Below are 24,805 nucleotides of genomic sequence, written 5' to 3' on the forward strand. Positions count from 1 at the left end.
GTACCTACTGAAACGAATGGCCCGGAGAATCCTCCGGGCCGCTTTTTTGCTCACCTAGAATTGAGAGGTGAACCCTGAACTTCAGAATCGTATCGTGGTGGTGCTGGTCCGAGCACGGAACTCGAACAATATCGGCGCGGTGGCACGCGCGATGCACGACTTTGGATTTCCTCATCTGCGCATCGTCACGGAGTACGTTCCTCCGCTGGAGACGGCACGGTCGGCGGTGGATGCGTCGAGGGTGCTTGCTGAGGCCAGAACGTTCGTGTCCGTGGCCGAAGCCGTTGCGGACTGCACGCTGGTGGTAGGAACAACGGCTGTGGGCGAACGCGCGCTGGAGCATCGCCTGGAGGCGCTGGCGCAGGCGAGTGGAAAGATTCTCACTGAAGCCGCCAATTCTGCATCGCGCGTGGCTTTGTTGTTCGGGTCGGAAAAAACGGGCCTGAGCAACGAGGAGCTAAGCCACTGCCACTGGCTGCTCACCATTCCCATGTACGAGCACGAAGAGATGCGGCATCCTTCGATGAACCTGGGGCAGGCGGTCGCGGTTTGTCTGTATGAGCTGGTGCGGAGCGAAGAGAGTATCGGCAACGTCGGGCTGCGTGAAGCGGCACGGGCTGAAGATGTCGAGCGCTTTCTGGGGCTCTTTCGTGAGGTGCTGGGGGAGACTGGATATGTACAGCGGTATCCGGCGAACGTACGCGAGACGCAGTTGCGCAGGGTAGTCCTGCGGATGGGATTGACCGCGGAGGATGTGCCTGTGTGGATGGGAGTGATGCGGCAGATGCTTTGGAAGATCAGGCAGGGCGGGAGAAACAGGAGCGGGCAAGAAGAGACAGATCCACGGAGATAATGTGGTGCTCCGGGCAGACCGCAGATCCTTCGACTTCGCTGCGCTTCGCTCAGGATGACACTTTATTTAGCTTTGAGTGAATGTACTCATGGCATTGGCTTCTGTCAGCAGTACCTAGACGCATGAAGCAAGGAGAGAGCATGGTCAGAGGAAAGATTTTGTCTGCTGGAGTGGCCGCTTTGTTGACCGCAGCGGCGATTACGGCTACAGCCCAGCAGGATCGCCAGCTCACGAACGCGGACTATGCACGGGCCGAGAGCTTCATGAACTACAAGGTGAATCCGCTGGTCTATCACGGCGTGGAGAATCCGGTGTGGCTGGGCGATGGCCGGTTCTGGTATCGGGACCACGGTCCTGATGGAACAACCTTTACGCTGGTCGATCCGGCGAAGAGAGTCGAGGCCCCAGCCTTCGATCAAGCGAAGCTGGCGAACGCCTTGAATGCCGCGCGTGCATCGAGCGGCGGAAAGCAGGAGCATCTTGATCCGCACCATCTTCCCATCGCGGAGTTTTCGCTTTCGAATCATGACCAGACGATCAGCCTGACGGTTGACGGGAAGCACTGGAATTGCGAACTGAGCGGCGCCGGTGTGTGCAGCGCAGAGACCCGGCTCGATCTGCCGGAAGGGCACGCTCCCATGGTGCTTTCTCCTGACGGCACGAAGGCCGCTTTCATTCATGACTGGAATCTTTGGATTCGCGATATCGCGACCGGCAACGAGACACAGTTTACGACCGATGGTGTCGAGGACTTTGGCTACGCGACCGACAATGCAGGCTGGCAGCACAGCGATCGCGCGATTGTGCTGTGGTCGCCGGATTCGAAGAAGATCGCCACCTTTCAGCAGGATCAGCGCAAGGACGGCATGATGTATCTGGTCCCGGTGACCAATCGTCATCCGAAGCTGGAGGCGTGGAGATACCCGCTGGTGGGCGATAAGAACGTCACCATGATCGAGCGCGTGGTGATCGATGTAGATACGCGGAAGGTGGTGCGGCTGAAGATGCCGCCCGACCAGCATCGTTCGACCATCTGCGACGACGTGAGCTGCAGCGGCGGATGGGAAGACGTGCAATGGAGCGACGACGGCAGGCGGCTGGCGTTTGTCTCCACATCGCGCGATCACAGGCAGGAGTGGTTGCGGGTGGCCGATGCTGAAACCGGCGATGTACGCGAGGTGATGACCGAGACCGCGCCGCAGTTCTTCGAGAGCGGAATCGATCATGTGAACTGGAAGTATCTTTGGGGAACCGATGAAGTGCTGTGGTTCAGCGAGCGCGACGGCTGGGGCCAGATGTACCTGTACGACGGCAAAACCGGAAGATTGAAGAACCAGATCACGCATGGCGAAGGCAACGTGGCGCAGGTCCTGAACGTGAACGCGGCTGAACGGATACTGTACTTTGTCGGTGTCGGCAAGGAGAAGGGGCGCGATCCATACTTCCGGCACTATTACAGCATTCGCTTCGACGGAAAGGGTCTGAAGCTGCTGACTCCGGAGAACGAGGATCACGAGATTACGGCATCGCCCGATGGCAGATACTTCGTCGATGTTGCCTCCACTCCCACTACGCCGCAGACCACAGTCGTGCGCGATGCTTCGGGCAATGTTGCGTTGGATGTGGCGAAGCAGGACATCACGAAGCTGACCGCCGCAGGCTGGGTTCCGCTGACCCCCATCACGGTGAAGGCGCGCGATGGGAAGACAGACCTCTACGGTTTTCTGTTCAAGCCGACGAACTTCGATCCTCAAAAAAAGTATGCGATCGTGAACAACGTCTATCCCGGGCCGCAGACGGGGTCGTGCGGCAGCCGCAGCTTTGCGGCGGCTCATCGCGATATGCAGTCGCTGGCGGAACTGGGCTTTGTGGTCGTGTGCATCGATGGCATGGGAACGCCGTGGCGGTCGAAGGCCTTCCATACCTATTACTACGGCAACCTGGGTGACAACACTATCCCCGACCAGGTGGCGGGAATGAAGGAGCTGGCGGCGCGTTATCCGTGGATCGACATCAACCGTGCCGGGATTTACGGGCATTCCGGTGGAGGCAACGCGACGGCGTCCGCGATGTTCAACTATCCTGACTTCTTCAAGGTGGGGATTGCCGAGAGTGGAAATCACGATCAGCGCGACTATGAGGATGACTGGGCAGAGAAGTGGGCTGGACTGGAGGTCGTCAGTCCTGACGGCAGCAGCAACTATGACAGCCAGGCGAACCAAAACCTCGCGAAGAACCTGAAGGGCCATCTGCTGCTTGCGCATGGAACGATGGACGACAACGTTCCGCTGAACAATACGCTGGTGTTGGTGGATGCGCTGATCAAGGCAAACAAGGACTTCGATCTTCTGCTGATTCCGAACGCACATCATGGGTACGGTGCGGCGACACCCTACATGACACGGCGACGATGGGATTACTTTGTGCGTTATCTGGCAGGGGAAAAGCCGCCCATGGAGTACGAGATGACGTCGTGGGATAAGCAGCAGGAGGCCCTGCATGGGCCGGAGGGGACAGAGTAAAGTCTTTGTGGATGAGGCGGGTTGCGGAGGACGAGGGAACCGCAGATCCTTCGACTCCGCTTCGCTTCGCTCAGGATGACACGTTCCCTGTTTTAAAACCGCGACTGTCGCAGCTGGTTGTTTTCAGTCTTCGACTCGTTCCTGTCCGGACTCCTGCAGCTTGTCTTCCATGCGTGCCTGGTTAGAGAAGCACTGCGTGGTCTTCGTGATCACGGCATCAGTGCTTTCTTCGAGGTCATAGGCGATCTCGAGGATACCCGGAACCTCAGCGGGGAGCTTGCCCGCCAGCCGCTGGAAGAGCTGCCAGTCGATGCTGCCTGAGCCCGGCCACAGGTGCTCGTCACGCATACCCTGGTTGTCGTGCACGTGTATCTCGTGGATGCGTCCTCGTAGAAGTTCTACGGCGTGTTCCAGGCCTGTCTGGCTCAGGTGGGCGTGGCCAACATCGAGCGTGATGCCGACGCTGTCGAAGTGGCCGACATGCAGGATCTCGAGCAGATGCTCCGGCGTGGTCACGTCGTTCTGCATATTCTCAAGCAGCACCTTAACGCCCAGAGGATGAGCGAAGGCTTTGATGTGCTCGATGGCCGTGAGGGAGTTCTCGATGGCTCTCTCGTCCCATGGGTCGTCTTTGAGTCCAAGATGGAGAGTGACAGCGGAGACAGGGATCAGCTCGGCAACATCGAGCGCGCGCTTGACCTCGTCCATGGCCTCGATTCTGTGGCCCTTCTCCAGATCGAGGAGCGAGAGTGTGGGGCTGACATGCCGCGACCAGTTTTCCGATTGCTCGCGTGTGAAGATAGGCTGGTGCAGCGTGGCGCCGACGCCGGTGTCGTTGAACCAGGTGGCGAACTCGCGTATGACGGCGCGGTCGGTGTAGTCGAAGTGGTGCCGCGCGGCGAACAGCTCGATGGTGCGGGCTCCCCCGCGCTCCAGTGCATCCAGCAAGCCGGGGTGAAGCCGCTGGGAGAGAAAGACGTGGGTAGAGACTCCGGGAAGCATCCTGAGATAGAAGAGTACAACAGAGTCGAAGGCAAAGATTTCCGATAGGATGGGCGCGATGACTTCCAGAGGATATGTCGTGTGTCAGATCCTGATGCTGAGTCTCGTGGCTGGTTCGTTGTGGGGACAGGCGCCTTCCGTGCCGCCTGCTCCAGCACGGGATGCGGCCCATTATGAACAGATGGTGAAGCGGCTTCAAGACTGGCCCGATCTGGCTCGCTACCGACAGGCGGATGAAGAGCTGGGGGGTCCTAAAGCCGGCGAGCAGCGGGTGGTCTTCCTGGGCGCGTCCATCACGGACTTCTGGGGCAGAAAGTATGGCGAGTTTTTTCCCGGCGAGCCTTACGTGAACCGCGGCATCAGTGGGCAGGTGACCTCGCAGTTGCTGGTGCGCTTTCAGCAGGACGTGGTTCATCTGAAGCCGGCGGCCGTCATCCTTGCCGATGCAGGAGCCAACAACATTGCGGGCAATGCAGGGCCGGCCACGCTGGAGATGTTTCAGGCTGATATTGAATCGATGGTTGCGATTGCGCGGACAAATCATATCCGAGTGATCCTTGCGTCGCTGCTTCCGGCTTCGCGCTTTCCGTGGAAGCCGGAGGCTCGGCCCGCGGATGAGATTCGCCAGTGGAATAAGTGGCTGAAGAACTACGCGAGGCAACAGGGGATGGTATACCTGGACTACTACTCGGCCCTGGTCGATGATGAGGGAGGCATGAAGCCTGAGCTTGCGTTCGATAAAGCGGTGCATCCGAACGCTGCCGGATATGCCCTGATGCAGCCGCTGGCAGAGAAGGCAATTGCGGAGGCTTTGAAGACCCCCGCCCCGTAACTGAATCGCTACTCGAAAGGATGTGAAGTGAAGATGCTTCGTGGAATTTCCGCATTGGTGATTGCGGCCTCGCTGACAGCGATGGCTTACGGCCAGAACACGGCTGCGCCTCCGGCGTCTGCTACAGCACCGGCAACTCCTGCACCAGTTGATACGGCGAAGCAGATCGCGGCCATGCAGAAGAAGCTGGAGGACTGGGCGCAGCTCTCACGTTATCGCGATGCGAATGCCACGCTGCCGCCAGCAGCCAATGGAGAGAAGCGCGTCGTCTTTTATGGTGACTCCATTACTGACGCCTGGGCCCGCAAGCCTGAGGAGTTCTTTCCCGGCAAGCCATACGTGGGCCGCGGCATTAGCGGCCAGACGACCCCGCAGATGCTGGTCCGCTTCCAGCAGGACGTCGTTCACCTGAAACCCGCTGTCGTCGTCATCCTGGCAGGAACGAACGATATCGCCGGCAACACCGGACCTTCTACGCCGCAGATGATCGAGGACAACTTCGCATCGATGATCGATATTGCAAAGGCGAACAACATCCGCGTCGTCGTCTCGTCGATCCTGCCGGCGGATCATTACGCGTGGAAACCCGGCGTGCAGCCTGCCGAGCAGATCCGCCAGATGAACGTGCGTCTCAAGGATCTTTGCCAGCGCGAAGGTCTCGTCTATCTCGACTACTACTCGGCGATGGCGAATGCCAATGGCGGTCTCGGTCCTGATCTTGCCAAAGATGGTGTTCACCCCACAGCCAAGGGATATGCGATCATGTCTCCCCTGGCCGAAAAGGCCATCGCTGAGGCACTGGCCCACTAGGCCGAGGAGCATTTGAATGGAAAAAGAAGCCGCAAGACCGCCACTTCCTCCCTTTACCCGCGAGAGCGCCGCCATCAAGGTGCGCTCCGCCGAGGATGCCTGGAATACTCGCGAGCCCGGTCGGGTCTCGCTGGCCTACACCATCGACAGCCAGTGGAGAAACCGGTCGGAGTTCGTCCGCGGCCGCGACGAGATCGTTACTTTCCTGGCGCGCAAATGGGAGCGCGAGCTGGAGTACAGGCTCATCAAGGAGCTGTGGGCCTTCGATGGTGCGCGCATCGCCGTGCGGTTCGCCTATGAGTGTCACGATGCCGCTGGAAAGTGGTGGCGAAGCTATGGAAACGAGAACTGGGAGTTCGATGAAAGCGGCCTGATGAAGGTCCGCCACGCCAGCATCAACGATCTTGCCATTACGGAATCGGAACGGCTGTTTCACTGGCCGCTCGGGCGCAGACCCGACGACCATCCCGGTCTCAGCGACCTGGGGTTGTAGCTGTATTTTCTTTTTGCTGGATCTGGTTTTTCGCAGTGAACGTTGTGCAGACGAACACATGAGGAGAACGGGATGCCCTACCTTACCGTCGGAAGAGATGCAGGCAACATCGATATCTACTATGAGGATCACGGCGTCGGTAATCCGGTCGTCCTGATCCACGGCTTTCCGCTCAGCAGCAGATCGTGGGAGAGACAGATTCCTCCTTTGATTGAAAGCGGTCATCGCGTCATCGTTTATGATCGCCGTGGCTTCGGCAGATCGTCGCAGACGATCGCAGGATACAACTACGACGTCTTCGCTGAAGACCTCCGTAAGATCATCAAGCATCTTGACCTCAAACGCCCCTCGCTCGTCGGTTTCTCGATGGGGGCCGGCGAGGTCGCGCGTTATATCTCCCGCTACGGATCGCAGAACGTCGCTCGCGCAGTCTTCATCTCCGGCGTTCCTCCCTACCTGGCGCAGTCTCCTGAAAACCCGGCGGGCCTGCCGGATGAGGTACGGAAGCAGATTGAGAACACGATTCGACAGGACCGCCTCACCTTCCTGACGGGCTTCTTTGAGACGATGTACAACGCCGATGTGCTTCTGGGCTCGCGCCTGACGGAAGAGGAGCTGCGGTACAGCTGGAACATCGGCTCCATGGCCTCGCCTTCCGGCACACTGCAATGCGTCGGCACGTGGTGGACCGATTTTCGCGGTTGCGTCACCCGGATCGATGTGCCGACGCTGATCATCCACGGCGATGCGGACCGGACCATTCCGCTCGAAGGCAGCTCGCGTCTGCTGCAGAAGGCGATTCGCGGGAGCAGGCTCGCCATCATCCAGGGAGCGCCTCACGGCCTGCTGACAACCCACGCCGACAAGGTCAATCCTCTGCTGGTTGATTTTCTGCGGTAGCGGATGTGACCCGATAGAGTCGTCATTCTGAGCTACGCGAAGAATCCCTGTATTTTGCCTGTCGCATCTAACGTGCTCCGGGGCAAAATACAGGGATTCTTCATTGCGTTCAGAATGACGAAGCGCAGGACTACTTCACGGCATTGACCAGGTCGCGCAACGGATCGATGACCGTGAACAGGACCAACACCTGGGGCTTTCCTGCGGTATCCAGTTTAGCGAGGCTGGATTTCTTCCATGCTGCCGGCGCCTTCTTTCCACCCAGGTATTCCAGCGCTTGCTGCCCGATCTGTCCAAGCTGCGCAAACTGTACGGCGCGCGGACGCGCCACCGCCAGCAGAGGTGAATGATCCATCTGGGCCTCGACCTTCGGGGCTGCTGCAATCCAGCGCTGGAACATGGTGTTGAGCTGCGCGCGGGCAGCGTTGTTCGCCTTTGGGGCCTTCAGGAGGTCGCGAACAAGCAGGGCGACCTCGTGCCGCGACGGAGGATCAGGCCGCACGGCGTCGACCAGATTATCCATCGGGGTCAGCTGTGAGGTGTGCTGCTCCCGGTAGCGTTCGCCGAATGGAACTGGCTGCAGGATCGAAGAGAAGGTGCGCAGCGCATCGATATTTTCGGTGCCTGCAAGCTCGCGCAGGGCTGCTCCCTCGCGGGTCAGGTGCTGCGTTCCGACAGCTTCAATCCGCAGTGATTCCACCCACAGGCGGCGATACATGTCGTCCACGTCGCGCACATTCTCAGGCGACCAGAGGCGCTCTGCCACGGCTGCAGTGCGCGGCCAGATGCGCGAATCGATCGACAGCTCGTTGACGTGCTCGCCCCACATGCAGGCCTCGCCTCCCAGCACCAGCCTGCTCTGCTCTGCGGACAGGCCCGAGCCCGGAGGAAGCGGATCGGCAAGGTAATATTCCTCCGTCGACTTCATGTGATCCAGATAGTAGGGCTGCGACAGGATACCCTGGTAGCCGCGCTGCGCAGCGTCGTAGAGCGACTTCGCACCGCGCCACGAATGGATGATCGCATCGGTCGGGAGCGCCGGATTCAGGATCTCGTCCCAGCCCACCATGTGTTTGCCATGCTTCTTGGCAAGCTGCAGTACACGCTGCGAGAAGTACGTCTGCAATTCCTCGGTGTTCTTGAAGTTGTGGTCTTGCATAAAGGCCACAACGCGGGGATTGTTCTTCCACTGCGTTCCCGGCGTCTCGTCGCCTCCAAGGTGCAGATACGGGTCGGGGAAGATCGTCGCCATCTCTCCAAGGAAGGCATCGATGAACTGATACGTGCTCTCCTTGGTGGGGTCCATGGCGACCTGTTCCACACCGAACTCACGACGGATGGTGTACGGACCGGGATCGCTCGACAGGTCGGGGTAGCCCACCAGCCAGCTTCGCGTGTGGCCGGGCATGTCGAACTCAGGCACGACGCGGATGCCTCGGGCGCGAGCATACGCCACGATCTCGCGCGCCTCGTCCTGCGTGTAATACAGGCCGTCAGAGCCTTCACCCGTCAGCTTGGGGTAGAGCTTGCTCTCGATGCGGAAGCCCTGGTCTTCCGTCAAGTGCCAGTGGAAGACGTTCAGCTTGACGGCTGCCATCGCGTCCAGATTGCGCTTGATCACCTCAACCGGCTCGAAGTGACGACCGGCGTCGATCATCAGGCCGCGCCAGCGGAAGCGCGGCGAGTCCTCGATCTGTACTGCGGGGATGATGAATCCGTTGCCGCCTGGCTGGATGAGCTGCAGCAGTGTTGTCATGCCGCGCATTGCGCCGACAACCGTGGCAGCGTGCAGCTTGATGCCTGCGGCGGAGACATTCAGCGTGTAGGACTCGTCTTCGTCGATGGACTGAATCTCTTCGCCTGCGCCATCGACGTCGATGCTCAAGGTGGATGCGTCGCTCGTCGTGATCGCGCGCTGGCGCGGGATGCCCGTCTTGCGTTCGATCTGTTGCAGGGTGCGGTTCACTGCGTCTTCCAGACGCTGATTCCTGAAGTGAGACAGACCAACCGTGACAGAGGTGTTCCACGTCAATGCTCCGGAACCCACTGCAAGGTGCGCAGGTTCCGGCATCAGGGTGTTCACGAATGTCGACTGGGCAGTAAGTGAGGGCAAAAAGCCGGGCATAAACAGGGCGCCACCAAGCAGCGCAAAGGCGATTGGACGCTTCACAGTACAGGTCTCTCCTTGCGAGGAACGTATCTAGAGAACTATACAAGTTACGCAGGTCACACGTGGAACGATTGTCCTTTCCCGGAAACTTCGAAAGGCAGCCCGGAGCTAAACGAGCCGGACGTTTCCGCTGGCAAGATCGTAGACGGCACCTGCTACTTTGATTTTGCCGGAATGAAGGGCGGGAGCTATGACAGGATCGAGCGTGCGAAGACGCTCGACAGATCGCCGCACGTTCGAGCGAATTGCATTCTCCAGCGGATCGCCGGGTTTGCCCTTGCTCTCAAGCACGGCGGGCTTGATGGTATTCACCAGGTCATTGATCGCTCCGGGAAGCGCGTCGTTGTCGTGAAGGTGTTGGATGGCTGCCTTCACCGCGCCGCACTGGCTGTGCCCCAGAACCATCACCAGCGAGACATTCAGCTCGGCCACGGCATATTCCACCGATCCTTTGACGGATGCTCCGGCTCCGCTGACGTAGTTGCCTGCAACCCGGATGATGAAGAGGTCTCCCACACCCTGGTCGAAGAGGATCTCAGGCGGAACGCGGGAATCGGCACACCCGAGAATGGCAGCTATGGGTTTTTGACTCTGGGCAAGCGCCCTGAAATCCTTCGGGGAACGGCCCGGATGCGTCAGCGTTCCCGCGACAAAGTGGCGGTTTCCTTCAATAAGTCGGTCGAGAACGGCATCGGGATGGCGGTCTGGCGAGGGGTTCGACTGGGCGCCGGCAGGAAGTTCGGCGAAGGCCGGAGCGAGGACGGCGGCCCCGGCTGACAGCAGAAAACGACGGCGAGATGCGAACTCCATCATGGATTTCCCCTCTGCCTGTAACTGGCTGCACAAAGCAAGCCCTCTTTGGCAGAGAAGTTGTAAAGAATTACTTCTGACGCTCTGCGTCCTCAGTAACCGGCAGCCTTGCCGTAGTCACGACGCGAATCGTGGCCGCCCAGCAGCTCTCCTGTCTTTGGATCGACTGCGATCAGCTCGCTATCTCCCCACACGCCGGGATTCTTCTCATCGGCCACTGCCAGGCGGTTGATCGTGTACCCCATCGCCTGCAGTTGATCGGCAACTGGTACGGAAAACTTCTTTTCGAGGTCCAGACGGTCCGGAAGGTATTGGTGATGGAAGCGCGGAGCGTCGGCCACCTGCTGGATGTTCAGGCCATTGTCGATCGCGCTGATGATGTCGTTCGCCACCGTCGTGATGATGGTCGATCCGCCGGGTGTCCCCATGACGTAAGCCAGCTTGCCGTGATGGAACCAGTTGCCGTGCGTCGTGATGATTGTGGGTGTCATCGCCGAGAGAGGACGCTTGCCGGGCTCGATCGAATTTGCGGAGCTCTGGATCAACCCGTAGACGTTCGGCACTCCTACCTTCGAGGTAAAGTCATCCATCTCGTCGTTCAGTAGGAAGCCCAGTCCCTCCACCGTAACTCCGGAGCCGAAGCCGCCGTTCAGCGTGTAGGTGCTGGAGACTGCGTTTCCGTCCTTGTCTACGATGGAGAAGTGCGTCGTTTGCGTGGACTCCTTCACGGGCGCGGCCTGCGGGGGAGGCGGCATAAAACCTGCCGGACGCACCAGTTCTTTGCTCGGCGAGGGTTTTGCCGGGTCGATGGAAGCGCGCCACGCCGCCGCATACTTCCTGTTCGCCATCTGCTTCACCGGGAGGTTGTTGAAGTCCGGATCGCCCAGGTAGTCGGCCCGGTCCATATAGGCCCTGCGGAAGGCCTCTGTAATGACATGGACCTGGGCCGCACTGCGGTCCGGGCCAAGTTTTGGCAGATCATAGCCCGAAAGAATATTCAGGATTTCGACCAGCACGATTCCTCCCGAAGACGGAGGAGGCGCTGTAACAATGTCATAGCCGCGGTACCTGCCACGGATGGGCTTACGTTCCTTCACCTGGTAGTTCGCCAGATCGTCCGCTGTAATCAGGCCGCCTCCAGCCTTCTCAAAGTCGGCGATCTGCCGGGCCATGTCGCCTTTGTAGAAATCGCTCGGGTCCTTTGCGATGCGGCGCAGCGTCTCGGCGAGCTCCGGCTGCTTGAATGTCTCACCCGGTTGATAAAAGCGGCCGTTTCGCTGAAAGATCCGCGCAGAGACAGCAAAGCGAGTCAGATTTTTGCTCTGAAGGTTGTGCGCCTCCTGAGCCGTAAGAACAAATCCTTCGCTGGCAAGCCGAATCGCCGGAGCCATATCCTGCGCCAGAGTCAGCCTGCCATAGTGCTTCTGGGCGTAGGTCAGTCCGGCAACCGATCCCGGAACTCCGGAAGCCTTGTATCCGACCAGAGACATACCCGGAACCACATTGCCATGCTCGTCAAGGTACATATCGCGCGAGGCTGCCGCCGGGGCTTTCTCGCGATAGTCGAGGAAGTGCGTCCTGCCATGTCTGTCGCGGATCAGCATGAATCCGCCGCCGCCAAGATTTCCTGCTGCCGGGTACGTCACCGCGAGAGCAAAGCCCACTGCGACCGCGGCGTCCACGGCGTTTCCACCCTCTTTCAGAATCTCCACTCCGGCATCGGACGCGTCATGCTGGACGGTCACCACCATGGCATGCTGCGCGCGCGTGGGTTCCAGTCCTGGCTGCTGGGCCTGCAGGGTAGTTGTGGTCAATGAGGCCGACAGCAGGACAGCGGAGGCGCGAGTGACAAAAGAGGCGTGGGGCAGGCTCTGAATCAGTTTCCGGAGCATCAGGCAGAATCTCCGCTGGATTAGGGGTGTTATCAGCACTATACGCTGAAGCCCCTCGATACCAGCGACTTGCCGCATGCGGCTGTTGGGCGGATCACCTGGGAGCCGATCCGTCGGGGCGGCGCGCGGGAGGGTTGTGGAGTAATCGCACTGTGTTGGCGGCAGGCGGGCAACACGATTCAGCGGTCCTGACTCAAAGGAAAACAGGAGGAGCAGCAGCGATGGAAAACGTACAGAACGGACAGTGCGGTCTTTGTAGCCATTTTGGTGAAAGTCATCACTCGGCGCCGGCGTTAATTTCAATCCTCAAGAGTCATGAAGCACCGCTGAGCATGGTGGACGAGTGTGGGCATCCAAAGCATGCGTCGCTGCACCTGAAGGTGACGCCTATCAGCGGCTGTGACGGGTTTACTCCGGCAGCGAGCGCATAAGAGATCTCAACCCCTTCCTGCGAAAGCAGGATGAGCCCGGCCTGAGGCCGGGCTCATCGTATATGGAGCGGGCTTTGGAACATCGGCGTAAGTCAGTACTGCGTTCGGATGAAGCTCTCTGGAGTGCCGTCTTCAGGATTGACGAAGTGAACGTCTTCGGGTGGCCTCCGGGGTGTGTCGATAGCCAGCACGGTAAAGGGATGCTCGAAGATCCTGGGCAGGGCGTGGACGGTGTTCTTTTTGAAGAAGACCAGCTCTCCGGGGCGGATCTCGCGAGGAGCCAGACCTTGAATGGCGATCTCGGCGCGTCCCGTTAGGACGTAGAGATACTCGTCGCAGCTGGTGTGGTAGTGCGCTGGGGCCGGACGGTGCACGCGGAAGATACGGCAGCTCGCGGCCACCTCGTCGGTCAGGCGGATGTCGGTGAGCATGGTTTCCGCATGCTCCGGGAGTGTGGCGGCAAGCTGGGCGATGGGGAAGAATCTGCTTTCGGTCGACATGGTTGCTGGTACCCATCATAGATGCTGCGGCAGGGTGCGAGGCAGAGTGGCAGGGCCCGTAAGCGTGTTACAGATGGGGGATTTGTTTGTTCGCCGCAGTCTGCGATGATAGAGACATGCCGCTCTTTTATCTGCGACGGCTGGCCGGAAGCCGGCGTACCGAAACAGCAAATCGGCACCTTGCCCGGTATCTCGCATTTGTAGCGGGAGCCGCGGACGCAGGCGGCTTCCTGGCGGTCCGGCAGTACACCTCGCACATGTCCGGTGTTGTATCGGCCATGGCGGACAACCTTTCGCTCGGGAGCCTTTCGCTTGTTCTGCGGGGCATGGCCGCCGTCCTTGCGTTTCTGCTGGGCGCATTTGTCACGACGCTTTGTATTCGCTGGGCGAGAGCGCATTCGCTGGACAGCGAGTATGCGCTTCCGCTGCTGGCGGAGGCCGCACTGCTGATCGTCTTCGGGTTGACGGGCCGCAGATTTATCGGTGGCCGGGTGATGGGTACGGTCATGCTGCTGTGCTTCACGATGGGGCTTCAGAATGCCATTGTGACCAAGATCTCAAACGCAGTTATCCGGACGACGCACCTGACGGGGATGGTGACCGACGTAGGAATCGCCCTGGGCAGGATCATCGCGTCGCTCAGGACGGGCGAAGGCGTCGAGACAGAAATGGATAAGGTCCGCCTGCTCGCCTCGCTGCTCGTCATGTTCTTTGTTGGAGGCACTGTCGGCGCACTTGGATTCAAGCACGTCGGCTTTCTGTTCACGCTGCCGCTGGCGACGATCCTGGTGGTGCTGGCGGTGATGCCGATCCTGGACGATATGAGAAGATCGGTCGCAGACCCAGCGTAACACCGCCGTAACGGTCAGGCCCGGAGACTCCGTGAAGATCGTCGACGCATGCCAAAGGCGGCGATAACCCCTGTTCCAAGCAGGGCGATCGTAGAGGGTTCCGGGACCGGGGCAATAGAGCCGGTCACCTCTACATAGGTCAGGTTGGGATCACCGTCGTCCACCAGCATCCAATTGTCGCAGTCAGTTCCGCAGGTGAGGGTAAATGTGCCTGAAGCATTGCCGGGAACCCGGATACTGAAGGCGAAGTACTGGTTGGGATCGACTGCATTGGAGATGGTCGCGCTGAGCAGGCCGGGAGGCATGGCGATGGTGGTCGGTCCGGGATCGGTGAAGGTGAAGACCTTCGCCGAGGTGGTGTCGTCGAAGGTAAGGTCGGCAAAGGTAAGGTTTGAGGCGGCGTCGAAGACAAGGGTGCCGGTGACCGTGCCGACGTCGGACCCGGAGTGAATGCCGGAGGTCGGCGTAGATGCTGTAAGGCTGTAGGCGCCCACCGGCAGCGGCGTGGCAAAAAGGCCGGGGGCTGTGAGTGCGAAGAGGCCGAGGCACAGAAGACGAAGCTTGTTTCTCATGGGGAACTCCAGTCGAGAGAGGAGAAACGCGGCCCGGTGGTTTGCGATCATCGTAGCACGCCGGCTTTTGCCATCGCTGTTTTGTCCCGGGCATCCTTCACGCCGTCATTCTGAAGGGAATGAAGAATCCCTGTATTTTGTCCGATGCGGCACAGTCGCCGCAGGAAAAATACAGGGATCCTTCGTTTTGCTCAGGATGACGAATCTTTACATCTTGGGGTGTCAGTGGGTGGCGTACTTCAGGTGTCCCTCGCGCCAGGGAACGGCGGTGCGCGCGTTGAGGTCGAAGACGACGTGGCCTGCCCGGATGGTCATCTCGGGCACGATTCGTTCAGTGCCGTCCACCTTGCCTCCGGCGAGATCAGCGTAGCCGAAGTGTCCGTGATCGACGCGGAGGACGGCGATGTCGGCTACGGAGCCGACGGCGATCTGTCCCAGCTCAGGATGCCCGATTTCGGTGGCGGGGTTGGTGGTGGATTCGCGAATGACCTCGGCAAGAGGGACGCCGAGGGCAAGAATCTTGCTCATGACATTCGGCATGTTCAGCATCACGCCCGTGGCAGAGCCGACGTGGAGGTCGGTCGAAATGGAATCGGGGAAGAAGCCATTTTTGATCATCGGTTCGGCCAGGGCGAAGTTGAAGGAGCCGCCGCCGTGACCGACATCGAACTTAACTCCGCGCCTGCGGGCCTGCAGCATGTAGGGCGCGGGCTTGCCGTCGGGCGTCAGCAGCGGCGCGGGCATACGGAAGACGTGCGTGCTGATGTCGCCGGGCCGCAGCAGAGTTGAGATCATCTCCTCGTAGGATTTGTTGTTGAACCAGCCGAAGTCGACCATGACGGGAAGATGGTTGCGGTTGCCTGCCACGATGGCCTTGTTGACGGAGATAAAGTTCGGCTGCTCCCAGTGCGCTGTCTTAATGCCAATGATGATGTCGCGGTTCTGCTCGATCACTTTGGTGAGAGCATCGACATCCATGTCGTGCTCGTTCTGCTCGGCAACGTCGTCGGCATTGACCATGCCGGAACCGATGATGTTGAGGAAGGCGAAGATGCGCGTTTTGGAGTTGTCGATGATGCGGTGGCGAAACTCGGCGAAGTCGCGCCAGCCGGAGGAACCGGCATCGGCGATGGTCGTGACGCCGTTTGGGATGGCCATCACGTCAGCCTGCACGGAGAGATCTCCGTTGCCCCAGGCGTTGTGGTGAAGTCCGATGAAGACGTGCTCGTGGATGTCGACCAGTCCGGGGGTGAGATAGAGCCCGGAGATATCGACGGCCTTCTTTGCTGCGCTTGCGGGGATGGATGGCTCGATAGCAGCAATTTTGCCGTCGCGAACGGCTACATCACGCACGGCATCCACACTGTTTTTCGGATCAATGACATGACCGTTGCGCAGCACCAAATCGTACTGCTGGGCATATACAGAGAGAGAGCAGGCAAAAAGTGCAGCAACCAGAATGCGAAGCATGGCTGGAAGTATATCGAACGAAACAAACATGGGGGATCGATCGGCCTGCCCCGGCTCGTGGAACAAGGTCAAATGTCCGTTTTCGCAACATCTATGTCGTGGCGATCCTCCCGGGAATAGAGCTATCGTTCGATCAGTTCAGGAGGATTGACCATGAGCTTCCTTCATTCAGCGATCGCACACCCGAACCTGCCACTTCGTTCGAAACCCTTTCCGCAAGCTCCGTTCTCTGTGGAAGCAAAGCGACCTTTCCTGAAGAAAATCGCCTCCATCAAACGCTGGTACCGCAAGGAACGGAAGTTGGATCCGGAGGAGTTCTATCAGGAGAACGTGAATGCTATCTATCTGGGGATGTACGTAGAGATGCTTGTGGGAGTTACGGTCGGCCTGGGTAGTATCCTGTGGCTCGGAATCCCGGCGTTGATATGAATAGCGCAGGAAAGGTCACGCTCTACATAGAGAGCGAGAGAAAATCGACCGCGATCCCCGCCATCTCGAGAGTGACAGGAGCCTCGGATGTCAGTGTCTCGAGAATTTCACCATCTGCCTGCACTGAAAGAGGCCGGGGATATCTCGCTCCTGGAATGGTGCGAGCCTGCACCCGGAGCACGTCCTCATAGTGGGCTGCGGCCCGGGCACCGGGCTTCCGGTCTCTGTGTCCGGCACCCAGTGCCAAGGCCTGAACCGATGCCTGAAGCAGGCGTACCCGGGAAGCACCTTCAATGCTGGCAAGGCGCAGAAAAGGAAACTGCAGGCCTCCGCCGGGGCGCCAGAGATTGAGTGCACCGACCCGGACGGCAATCATCTCTGAACTGGTGCGCGTGATGGTTTCCCCGGCCGTCGTGGTGATCTCAAGCTCGAACTGATCCAAAGTGTGCGTGGCGAGCAGCTCAAACCCGGCGGCGAAGTAAGCGAGTCTTCCGGTGCGGTGCTTGCGGTAACGATAGGCAGCGCGCATCATGGCGGCGTGTCCGCCGATGCCGGCAGACATGGCGAAGAGAGACTCCTGCTGTTCGGCCCCATAGGTCGCCCTGGCGAGAGGGACGGAAAGTGGCCTGGCGCTGAGCAGGGCTCGCGCCGCGACGATAGGATTGCGTGGAATGCCCAGGTTCTGGGCGAGAATGTTGCCGGTCCCAAGGGGGCAGATGCCGATGGGGACTCCGGTTCCGGCGATCTCCTGCAGGAGTCCGAAGACAGTACCGTCGCCTCCACAGACAATGACTGCGTCGAGACTGAAATCTGGCAGGACGCGTTGTCCGGAGTTCGCCGGTGGTGTCTCGATCACTCGAACGTCGATACCTTCAGTCTCGAAGATGCGCCGGATGCGCGGGATCGTTCTTCGTCGCCAGGGCGAAAAGACGGGATTGACCAGCATGGCGATCCTGCGCACGGATTTCATGCTACATCGAACCGTCTGGTGGCTCATGCATAGAATGTCTGCAGGCAGCTTCCTTCGCCATTCGAGTCCAAGGAACAGGATTTCCAGTGCACCGATCTTTGCGTCACGCTCTTCTCTTTGCCGCCCCTCTTTGGATTGTTGTGACCGGATGGTCGCAAGCCTCGACGAGGCTTAAGGCACAGGGCTGGTACGCCGATCCTGAGATTCACATCTTTGCCGGGCAGTATTGGATCTATCCGACGTCATCGAGCCCTGAAGCGGACCACCGCGACAAGAGCTTTAACCCGCTGCAGCAGAAGTTGCGCGCCGGTCACGTGATCCACCCGGTCTATCTGCTGCACACCTCGCTCGATGCCCTCTCATCGCCGGACATGGTGCACTGGACGAAGCACAAGGATGTGATGAACGTGAAGGATGTTGCGTGGGCAGCCTATGCGATCTGGGCGCCTTCCGCGATCGAACTGAACGGCAAGTACTATCTCTTCTTCGCGGCCAATGACATTCAGAAGAACGACACATTTCCCGGAGGAATCGGTGTGGCGGCCAGCGATGCTCCCGGCGGCCCGTTTGTGGATGCGCTGGGCAAGCCGCTGATTGGAGAGTTCCATAACGGAGCGCAGCCGATCGATCCGTTCGTCTTCAAGGACGATGATGGAACGATCTACATGTATTACGGGGGCCAGGGCCACTGCAATGTGGCGCGGTTATCGCAAGACCTGAAGCGCGTTGTGCCGATGCGGGATGGCACGATGTATCGCGAGATTACGCCGGAGCACTATGTTGAAGGACCGTACGTCATCAAGCGCAGGGGCGTGTACTACTTCATGTGGTCGGAGGGAAGCTGGGAGAACGCTACCTACGGAGTCGCTTACGCAAAGAGCACAAGCCCCACGGGGCCGTTCGTGCGCGTGGGGAAGATTCTCGAGACCGATCCCGCCATTGCGAATGGGCCGGGGCACCACTCCGTGCTGCAGATTCCGGGAACGGATGACTGGTACATCGTCTATCATCGTCATCCGCTGGAAACGACGGGAGCCAACCAGCGTGTGCTGGCAATTGACCGGATGAACTTCGATGCGCAGGGCAACATTGTGCCGATTAAGATGACGGCCGATGGGCCGGGACCACGGCCTGTGCCGAAGATGAAGTAGGTGTGTATCTCTCACCGGCTTTGTCAGCAGGTGTCATGCTGAGCGAAGCGCGAGCGCTGAGTCGAAGGATGACACCGTCGGGGGACTGGAAGGATCGCTATTCCCGAACGATTGCAATGATGCTGTCCGGATCGCCCACGAAGATTCGAGATGATGTGGGATACCCGTTGGATCCAAGTCCATCGATATTTCGTATCGTCCGTATTTCGTCCGCGGGGTATTCTTGTTGCGCCCATGAATCCGAGACCCGAATACCTGCGGACGAAACCGCATTACGAGATCCTGGACGGCCTGCGTGGTGTGGCCGCGATGATGGTGGTAATGTTTCACACCTTTGAGGCGCATGCCGGCGGAAGCGTCTTCCGGCAGATCATCAATCATGGCTATCTTGCAGTGGACTTCTTCTTCCTGCTGTCGGGCTTTGTCGTGGCGTACGCCTATGACGATCGCTGGGGAAAGATGACACAGTGGGAGTTTTACAAGCGTCGCCTGATCCGGCTACAGCCAATGGTCATCATGGGAAACATCATCGGGGCGTTGCTCTTCTACTATCAGAGCTGTCCGATGTTCCATCTGGTAAGCGCGACACCGGTGTGGAAGGTTGTGGTGGTCATGCTGGTGGGCTTCACCGTGATTCCGCTGCTGCCCTCGATGGACATACGAGGATGGCAGGAGATGCATCCGCTGGGTGGTCCGGCCTGGTCACTGTTCTTCGAGTACGTTGCAAATCTTCTATATGCGCTGGGACTCAGGAAGGTCTCCAACAAAGTGCTGTCAGTTCTGGTCTTGTTGTCGGCGGGACTTCTGGTGCATTTGCTCCTATGGGGTCCCAGAGGCGATGTTATCGGCGGATGGACGATCAGCGCCGAGCAACTGCACATCGGGTTTGCGCGCCTGTTGTTTCCCTTTCTTGCGGGCATGCTGCTGATGCGGCTCGGCAAGCGGATTCACGTTCGCGGCGCCTTCGCCTGGTGCAGCCTGATCCTGATCGTGATCTTCTCGATCCCAAGGATTGGAGGACCGCAACATCTTTGGATGAATGGTCTTTACGAGGCATTTGCGATCATCGTGGCTTTCCCGGTGGTGGTGGCGATGGGCGCGGGAGATCGCGTCGTGGCAGGTGCTGAGGAGAAGATATGCCGGTTCATGGGAGACATCTCGTACCCGCTGTATATCACGCACTATCCCCTGATCTACGTGTACACCGCATGGGTGACGCGCCAGAAGGTCCCACTGGCCTATAGCGCGCCTGCTGGAGTGTTGCTGTTTTTCTGCGCCCTGGGGATCGCATATGCGTGTCTGAAGCTGTATGACGAGCCGCTGCGGAAGTGGCTCAGTACCCGTTATCTGGGAAAGCCCGGTGCCGGAGTGAAGAAGATCCCAGTTGAAACTGCCAGGTAAGAAGTTCGCTACGTGTATTTCGTAAGCTCACTGGCTTTCGTATGCGATTTTTTTTGTGAGGGATCGTCTCAGGCATTGCGTTTTGCCCCGGTAGTGGGAAAATTGTGTTCCACAGGCCCCTATCCCAGGATAAGAAAGCGCAAATCTTCATGAGTCCGATGAATGATGTGGATGTGGACTCGCCGGCCTTTCGCAAGGCTGTGCTGGAGAGCGAATGCCGGCGAATCTATGGCGTGACGGCATTTCTGCTCGTGTTTGCTGCAGCGGTTGTCTTTCGTGTTGTCGTCTTTTCCTCGCACATGAGCTTGTGGGGAGCGGCGATTCTGGCGGTGCTGGTGGTCTACGAGCTATGGACGCTGGCCGCGGTAAGACGCGCTCTGTCCAGCAGAGATACTTTGCCATCGTCGACATCGATGTTCAATATTGTGCTGGAAATTATTGTGCCGGCTGTCGGGGTTGCCTGCCTTTCCAGCCCGCGCCTGGGAGAACACCGGGCCATTGGCACGCCGTGGGTGCTCGCATTCTTCCCTCTGATTATGCTTTCCGTTTTAAGGCTGAACCCGCTTGTTTCACGGGTAGCAGGTGTGGTGGCCGCTTTGAGCTATCTGCTGGCAGCCTACGTGGTCGGCTGGCGTTTCAGTCTGCACAACCTGCGCGAATATACAGTGATACAGACGGCCGTTCTGTTTTATGCGGCTGTTCTGCTGGCTGCCGGCTGGCTGGCCGCAATGGTGAGTAAGGAGATTACCCGGCATGTGAGAGCCGCCCTGCACGAGGCAGAGACCATACAACAGTTGAGACAGGTCGAACACGACCTCGAGATCGCGAGGTCCATTCAACAGTCGCTCCTGCCGAAGATCCCGCCAACGATTCGGGGCCTGGAGATCAGCGGGTGGAATCTTCCTGCCGATGCGACGGGAGGCGATTACTTCGACTGGAAGAGGATGCGGGACGGGCGGCTGGTGGTCACGCTGGCCGATGTGACCGGACACGGCATCGGTCCGGCACTGCTGGCGTCTGTGTGCCGCGCCTATGCACGTTCGAGCTTCGATACGCATGCCAACCTGGTAAAGGCGCTTGAGCATGTAAACCAGTTCTTTGGCGAGGACCTGACCGGCGGTAACCGGTTTGCGACGTTTGTGGCAGCGGTGTGTTCACAAGACGGAAGCAGCGTGGAACTGCTCTCTGCAGGGCATGGCCCGCTGTTCGTATATTCCTCGGTTCGGGACAGCTTCGATGAGCTGACGGCACAGGCTATTCCACTGGGGCTTCTTCCTGAGCTGAATTCGTCGGAGCCAGTCCTGCTGCATCTCGATCCGGGAGACATGGTGGTGCTGGCGACGGATGGCTTCTTCGAGTGGGAGAACGTCGCTGGCGAAGAGTTTGGAGTCGCAAGACTGACGCAGGCGGTTCGGGATGCCCGTGGACTTCCGCCGGAAGAGATCATCGCGGAGCTTTACAGCGCGGTGAAGGCTTTTGTGAACGGGACGAGGCAGATGGACGATCTGACTGCGGTTGTGATCAAACGAGTGGATGAGGGGAACAGGGCCACGCTGATGGCCTAACGATTTATATCGACGTTTTTGCAGCTGCCCAGCTCCCGATCGATTGCCATTTGAAGGAGCGATGCGATATCGCGGAGGCATCGTACAAAATTCGTTGACAGAAAGGTCGCAGGCCCGGCGACCTTTCGATTTAGTTTCATGCGATTTCTTCAGAATGTAAGGACAGCGCGGCCGACGACATTACCGCCGCGAAGCAGCTCGATGTATTCATTGACATCATCTAACTGGCCGACTTTCAGGGTGTGGCGTATTTTTCCCTGCTCCGCCAATGCCATCACCTCGCTGAGGTCGTTGTAGTTGCCCCAGAAAGAGCCGTGATAGGTGTACTCGCGTGCGACAAAGGGAAACAGCGGAATGTCAATCCTGTCGCCGACCAGGCCGACGGAGGAGTAATGCGCTCCGGGAGCCAGAAGGCTAAAACCCAGTTTGATCATGTCCTCGGCCCCGGCACAGTCGATCACCGCATCGAGCTGGCCCCGTCCGGCGACCCTGTTCAGTTCCTTGCGAATATCCTCGACTGATTTGCCGGTGATATTGATTGCTTGGTCAGCGCCATAGTCTTTGGCGATTGCGAGCTTTTCATCGTTGCGTGCGAATGCGACAACGGTGGCTCCGCCCGAGAGCAGCCGGGCATATTGCACGGCATACGTTCCCAGGCCGCCGATGCCGAAGACGGCGACGACGCGGTCAGGGCCGAGAGCGCCAGCATCGCGCAGCTTCTTGATCCCGCGATAAGGTGTAAGTCCGGCGTCGGTAAGTGGTGCGAGCTCCTCAGGCTTGAGGCTGCCGCCGCCGTTGACCTTGATGAGATATTTGACCGGAACGGGGACGTATTCGCTGTAACCGCCGTAAGGGCCAAATCCGGGCCAGCGGCCGTGCTCGCAGATCTGGGTATCACCGCTTTGGCAATGGCGGCAGGTGCCGTCTCCCCAGCCGCCCACAACGACGACCTGATCGCCTTCCGATAGACCGGAGGACTTCGGGACAAGGCTTCCGATCCTGTCGATCTCGCCAGCGATCTCATGGCCGGGTGTCAAAGGAAACTGCATCTGCGCATACTTCTCAAAGTAGCCATCGATCAACTGCAGATCAGTACGGCACATTCCCGCGGCTTTCACTCTGACGAGCGCCTCGTCGGCAGCGATCTCTGGAATCGGAACCTCTTCAAGGACCAGAGGTTGTTTGTAACCATGCATACGTGCTGCTTTCATGGAGATCTCCTTTTTGATTTTTCCCGTTGGTTCAGAGCGAACTCTGAGGAAGAGCCCTTGAACTGCGCAGTCTGGTCTGGTTTCACGGCACTCCAGGAAGACGTGCCGATTGTTAGGATCAAGCGCGTGACGCAGAGGTATGATAGCGAATCCATCTCGCGGCGTCACACCTCTGGTGAGTTAAAGTTTTTCGGAGAAAGGTCAGGAAATCGCCTGCAGGACGGCCGATCGCATGAGCGCAAGCCGGCCCCTCTCAATCATGCTGTATACGAACTTCTCAGCGCTCTGCTTCGAAGGTATCGTGATCGACGGAAATCCTTTCGTCGAAGACGTAGCAGCCGCCGCGCCACTTGCTTTCCTCTTTCGGCATCTGTTCAAGGTACCGCAGGATCCCGCCCCTGAGGTGGTAGACCTCTTCAAAACCCTCCTGCAGCATGAAGGCTGATGCCTTCTCGCAGCGGATTCCGCCGGTACAGAACATGGCGACCTTGCGATGCTTTTCGGCATCGAGGTTTTCGCGGACGTAGGTGACGAAGTCGGAGAACGTATCGAGCGGTGGGGTGACGGCTCCGTTAAAGGTGCCGATCTCGGTCTCGTAGGTATTGCGTGTGTCGAGGACCAGGACCTCCGGATCAGAGATCAAGGCATCCCACTGCCTCGGCTCGACGTACTGCCCGGGTTTCGTGGGATCGATGCTGACGTTCCGGAAGGTGATGATCTCGGACTTGACCTTGAACTTCAGCCGTTGGAAGGGTGACTCCTCAGACGTGGAGAACTTGACCTCGGAGCGGTCGAGGCCGATGTAAGCAGAAAGTGTATCGAGGAGACGATCGATCGTTGCAGCCGAGCCCGCCATGGTTCCGTTGATGCCCTCCGGGGCGATCAACATGGTGCCGAGCAGATCGCTCTCGCGGAAGAGGGAGAGCATCTGGTCTTTGAGGTCCGCCGGTTCGGAGACGCGGACAAAGCGATAGAAGGCTGCGATGGTGTAAGTCACTCTGGCTTCATGATAAATGGCGGGCCCCGGTGCAGGGTCGTCGACTAATTTGTATAGATTGATGCTGCAGCACTTAGAGGGGTTTTCACTCAAGTATTGTCGTCTGGAAGTTAAGGTTGTCCTCCTGGGCAACGCGAGGATTCCTGTCTTCAGTCCGAAGCCGTGGATGTACAGGCAAAATACAGGGATCCTCACTCCGTTCGGGATGACGGGGTGAAAGGTGACTCCTGAAGGGAAACGACTCTGGGGAAGACTATGGTTGCGATGCCGGTCTTCCATGTCGGTGAATGTTCTTTGAGGCAAACTTAAGCAGAGGCCAAAGCTCATCGACCTGCTCTTGAAGCGCCTCAAAATACCCGTCGTTGTGGATGACAAAGTCGCAGAGCGGGATCTTCTGTTCGTCCGGGATTTGTTGGGCGAGGCGGCTGCGGGCATCGGCGGAGAGCTGTGCGCGGCGTTTGGAAGAGAGCGGCGTCCCGCCCGAGATCCTCTGCAGGTAGCGCTCGATCTTCACCTCTTCCGGTGCGGTCACCAGTAGGATGCAATCGAAGCGTGCTTTCCATGGAGTCGCCGCAGCGACGTTCGGTTCGGCGGGATTCGTTTCGCTATATCTGGTTTCAAAGATGAGGGCGGATTCGACGATGACCACGGCGTTGGGGTCGCGATTGAAGATCTCTTCCGCAAGCTCTGCCTGGCGGGCGATGACGGCGGGATGAACGATGGAGTTGAGCTCTTCCACGCGGCCCTGCTCGAAGGAGATTCGTGCAAGCGCGGGGCGATCAAGCTGTCCATCAGCCAGCAGAACGCCATCTCCGAAGTGCTGCACGATGGCGTCGTAGACGGGCTGGCCGGGCTGCATCATCTCGCGGCCGATGGCGTCTGCCTCCAGGATGTGGGCTCCGCGTATTGCGAAGAGGCGGGCAACGGTCGATTTGCCGCTGCCCAGGCTGCCAGTAAGACCGACGCGCAACAT

General features: G+C 59.0%; 23 protein-coding genes. 12 read left to right on the top strand and 11 right to left on the bottom strand.

Annotated features, from left to right (window positions below; genetic code table 11):
• Nucleotides 1–67 precede the first annotated feature (67 nt).
• On the top strand, nucleotides 68–853 hold the full coding sequence (locus GWR55_RS15130) for an RNA methyltransferase (protein ID WP_162403005.1): 786 nt from the start codon (nucleotides 68–70) through the stop codon (nucleotides 851–853).
• 140 nt (nucleotides 854–993) lie between these two features.
• Nucleotides 994–3,375, top strand: a complete 2,382-nt coding sequence (locus GWR55_RS15135) for a DPP IV N-terminal domain-containing protein (protein ID WP_238398448.1) — start codon at nucleotides 994–996, stop codon at nucleotides 3,373–3,375.
• Between the two features lie 123 nt (nucleotides 3,376–3,498).
• On the opposite strand, the gene GWR55_RS15140 is transcribed toward GWR55_RS15135, so the two are convergent.
• The gene (locus GWR55_RS15140) at nucleotides 3,499–4,377 is read right to left on the bottom strand and encodes a sugar phosphate isomerase/epimerase (RefSeq protein WP_162403006.1); all 879 of its coding nucleotides are present in this window, start codon (nucleotides 4,375–4,377) and stop codon (nucleotides 3,499–3,501) included.
• A 58-nt stretch (nucleotides 4,378–4,435) separates the two neighbouring features.
• Here GWR55_RS15140 and GWR55_RS15145 point away from each other — a divergent pair, with 58 nt between their 5' ends.
• The 4 genes from GWR55_RS15145 to GWR55_RS15160 all read left to right on the top strand — a co-directional run bounded on the left by GWR55_RS15145 (nucleotide 4,436) and on the right by GWR55_RS15160 (nucleotide 7,412).
• Nucleotides 4,436–5,209 (top strand): SGNH/GDSL hydrolase family protein, encoded by a 774-nt coding sequence (locus tag GWR55_RS15145; RefSeq protein ID WP_238398449.1) that lies wholly within the window; start codon nucleotides 4,436–4,438, stop codon nucleotides 5,207–5,209.
• 33 nt (nucleotides 5,210–5,242) lie between these two features.
• A complete protein-coding gene (locus tag GWR55_RS15150; protein ID WP_162403007.1) occupies nucleotides 5,243–6,019 on the top strand; it encodes an SGNH/GDSL hydrolase family protein in 777 nt (258 codons plus the stop codon).
• Between the two features lie 16 nt (nucleotides 6,020–6,035).
• Entirely contained in the window at nucleotides 6,036–6,512 is a 477-nt protein-coding gene (locus tag GWR55_RS15155) for a nuclear transport factor 2 family protein (RefSeq protein WP_162403008.1), read from the top strand.
• A gap of 72 nt (nucleotides 6,513–6,584) precedes the next feature.
• Nucleotides 6,585–7,412, top strand: a complete 828-nt coding sequence (locus GWR55_RS15160) for an alpha/beta fold hydrolase (protein ID WP_162403009.1) — start codon at nucleotides 6,585–6,587, stop codon at nucleotides 7,410–7,412.
• Nucleotides 7,413–7,542: 130 nt separating this feature from the next.
• On the opposite strand, the gene GWR55_RS15165 is transcribed toward GWR55_RS15160, so the two are convergent.
• The 3 genes from GWR55_RS15165 to ggt form a co-directional block, all read right to left on the bottom strand.
• On the bottom strand, nucleotides 7,543–9,582 hold the full coding sequence (locus GWR55_RS15165; protein ID WP_162403010.1) for a beta-N-acetylhexosaminidase: 2,040 nt from the start codon (nucleotides 9,580–9,582) through the stop codon (nucleotides 7,543–7,545).
• 108 nt (nucleotides 9,583–9,690) lie between these two features.
• Nucleotides 9,691–10,395, bottom strand: coding sequence for a carbonic anhydrase (locus GWR55_RS15170; RefSeq protein ID WP_162403011.1), 705 nt, complete (start codon nucleotides 10,393–10,395; stop codon nucleotides 9,691–9,693).
• Between the two features lie 89 nt (nucleotides 10,396–10,484).
• The gene (ggt, locus tag GWR55_RS15175) at nucleotides 10,485–12,284 is read right to left on the bottom strand and encodes a gamma-glutamyltransferase (protein ID WP_162403012.1); all 1,800 of its coding nucleotides are present in this window, start codon (nucleotides 12,282–12,284) and stop codon (nucleotides 10,485–10,487) included.
• 221 nt (nucleotides 12,285–12,505) lie between these two features.
• Between ggt and GWR55_RS15180 the strand changes: the two genes are divergently transcribed.
• On the top strand, nucleotides 12,506–12,715 hold the full coding sequence (locus GWR55_RS15180; protein ID WP_162403013.1) for a hypothetical protein: 210 nt from the start codon (nucleotides 12,506–12,508) through the stop codon (nucleotides 12,713–12,715).
• A 92-nt stretch (nucleotides 12,716–12,807) separates the two neighbouring features.
• On the opposite strand, the gene GWR55_RS15185 is transcribed toward GWR55_RS15180, so the two are convergent.
• Complete coding sequence (locus GWR55_RS15185) at nucleotides 12,808–13,215, bottom strand: cupin domain-containing protein (RefSeq protein ID WP_162403014.1); 408 nt, start codon at nucleotides 13,213–13,215, stop codon at nucleotides 12,808–12,810.
• A 116-nt stretch (nucleotides 13,216–13,331) separates the two neighbouring features.
• Here GWR55_RS15185 and GWR55_RS15190 point away from each other — a divergent pair, with 116 nt between their 5' ends.
• The gene (locus GWR55_RS15190; protein WP_162403015.1) at nucleotides 13,332–14,066 is read left to right on the top strand and encodes a YoaK family protein; all 735 of its coding nucleotides are present in this window, start codon (nucleotides 13,332–13,334) and stop codon (nucleotides 14,064–14,066) included.
• 14 nt (nucleotides 14,067–14,080) lie between these two features.
• Here GWR55_RS15190 and GWR55_RS15195 read toward each other — a convergent pair whose 3' ends face one another.
• Nucleotides 14,081–14,638 carry a PEP-CTERM sorting domain-containing protein gene (locus GWR55_RS15195; RefSeq protein WP_162403016.1) on the bottom strand — a complete coding sequence of 186 codons (558 nt, stop codon included), beginning with the start codon at nucleotides 14,636–14,638 and terminating at the stop codon, nucleotides 14,081–14,083.
• A gap of 222 nt (nucleotides 14,639–14,860) precedes the next feature.
• Nucleotides 14,861–16,108, bottom strand: coding sequence for an amidohydrolase/deacetylase family metallohydrolase (locus GWR55_RS15200; RefSeq protein ID WP_162403017.1), 1,248 nt, complete (start codon nucleotides 16,106–16,108; stop codon nucleotides 14,861–14,863).
• Between the two features lie 153 nt (nucleotides 16,109–16,261).
• On the opposite strand from GWR55_RS15200, the gene GWR55_RS15205 reads away from it, so the two are divergent.
• Nucleotides 16,262–16,537 (top strand): hypothetical protein, encoded by a 276-nt coding sequence (locus tag GWR55_RS15205; RefSeq protein ID WP_162403018.1) that lies wholly within the window; start codon nucleotides 16,262–16,264, stop codon nucleotides 16,535–16,537.
• 22 nt (nucleotides 16,538–16,559) lie between these two features.
• Here GWR55_RS15205 and GWR55_RS15210 read toward each other — a convergent pair whose 3' ends face one another.
• Nucleotides 16,560–17,498 carry a diacylglycerol kinase family protein gene (locus GWR55_RS15210; protein ID WP_162403019.1) on the bottom strand — a complete coding sequence of 313 codons (939 nt, stop codon included), beginning with the start codon at nucleotides 17,496–17,498 and terminating at the stop codon, nucleotides 16,560–16,562.
• Between the two features lie 95 nt (nucleotides 17,499–17,593).
• Here GWR55_RS15210 and GWR55_RS15215 point away from each other — a divergent pair, with 95 nt between their 5' ends.
• The 3 genes from GWR55_RS15215 (at nucleotide 17,594) to GWR55_RS15225 (ending at nucleotide 21,624) form a co-directional block, all read left to right on the top strand.
• Nucleotides 17,594–18,658, top strand: a complete 1,065-nt coding sequence (locus tag GWR55_RS15215) for a glycoside hydrolase family 43 protein (protein ID WP_238398450.1) — start codon at nucleotides 17,594–17,596, stop codon at nucleotides 18,656–18,658.
• A gap of 234 nt (nucleotides 18,659–18,892) precedes the next feature.
• Nucleotides 18,893–20,059 carry an acyltransferase gene (locus GWR55_RS15220; RefSeq protein WP_162403020.1) on the top strand — a complete coding sequence of 389 codons (1,167 nt, stop codon included), beginning with the start codon at nucleotides 18,893–18,895 and terminating at the stop codon, nucleotides 20,057–20,059.
• A 149-nt stretch (nucleotides 20,060–20,208) separates the two neighbouring features.
• The gene (locus GWR55_RS15225; protein ID WP_162403021.1) at nucleotides 20,209–21,624 is read left to right on the top strand and encodes a PP2C family protein-serine/threonine phosphatase; all 1,416 of its coding nucleotides are present in this window, start codon (nucleotides 20,209–20,211) and stop codon (nucleotides 21,622–21,624) included.
• A gap of 149 nt (nucleotides 21,625–21,773) precedes the next feature.
• Here GWR55_RS15225 and GWR55_RS15230 read toward each other — a convergent pair whose 3' ends face one another.
• The 3 genes from GWR55_RS15230 to coaE form a co-directional block, all read right to left on the bottom strand.
• A complete protein-coding gene (locus GWR55_RS15230; protein WP_162403022.1) occupies nucleotides 21,774–22,835 on the bottom strand; it encodes an NAD(P)-dependent alcohol dehydrogenase in 1,062 nt (353 codons plus the stop codon).
• A 277-nt stretch (nucleotides 22,836–23,112) separates the two neighbouring features.
• Nucleotides 23,113–23,832: a rhodanese-related sulfurtransferase gene (locus GWR55_RS15235; protein WP_238398451.1), complete on the bottom strand. Its 720-nt coding sequence runs from the start codon at nucleotides 23,830–23,832 to the stop codon at nucleotides 23,113–23,115.
• Between the two features lie 253 nt (nucleotides 23,833–24,085).
• Entirely contained in the window at nucleotides 24,086–24,805 is a 720-nt protein-coding gene (coaE, locus tag GWR55_RS15240) for a dephospho-CoA kinase (RefSeq protein WP_162403024.1), read from the bottom strand.

Source organism: Edaphobacter sp. 12200R-103, assembly GCF_010093025.1.
GTDB lineage: Bacteria > Acidobacteriota > Terriglobia > Terriglobales > Acidobacteriaceae > Edaphobacter.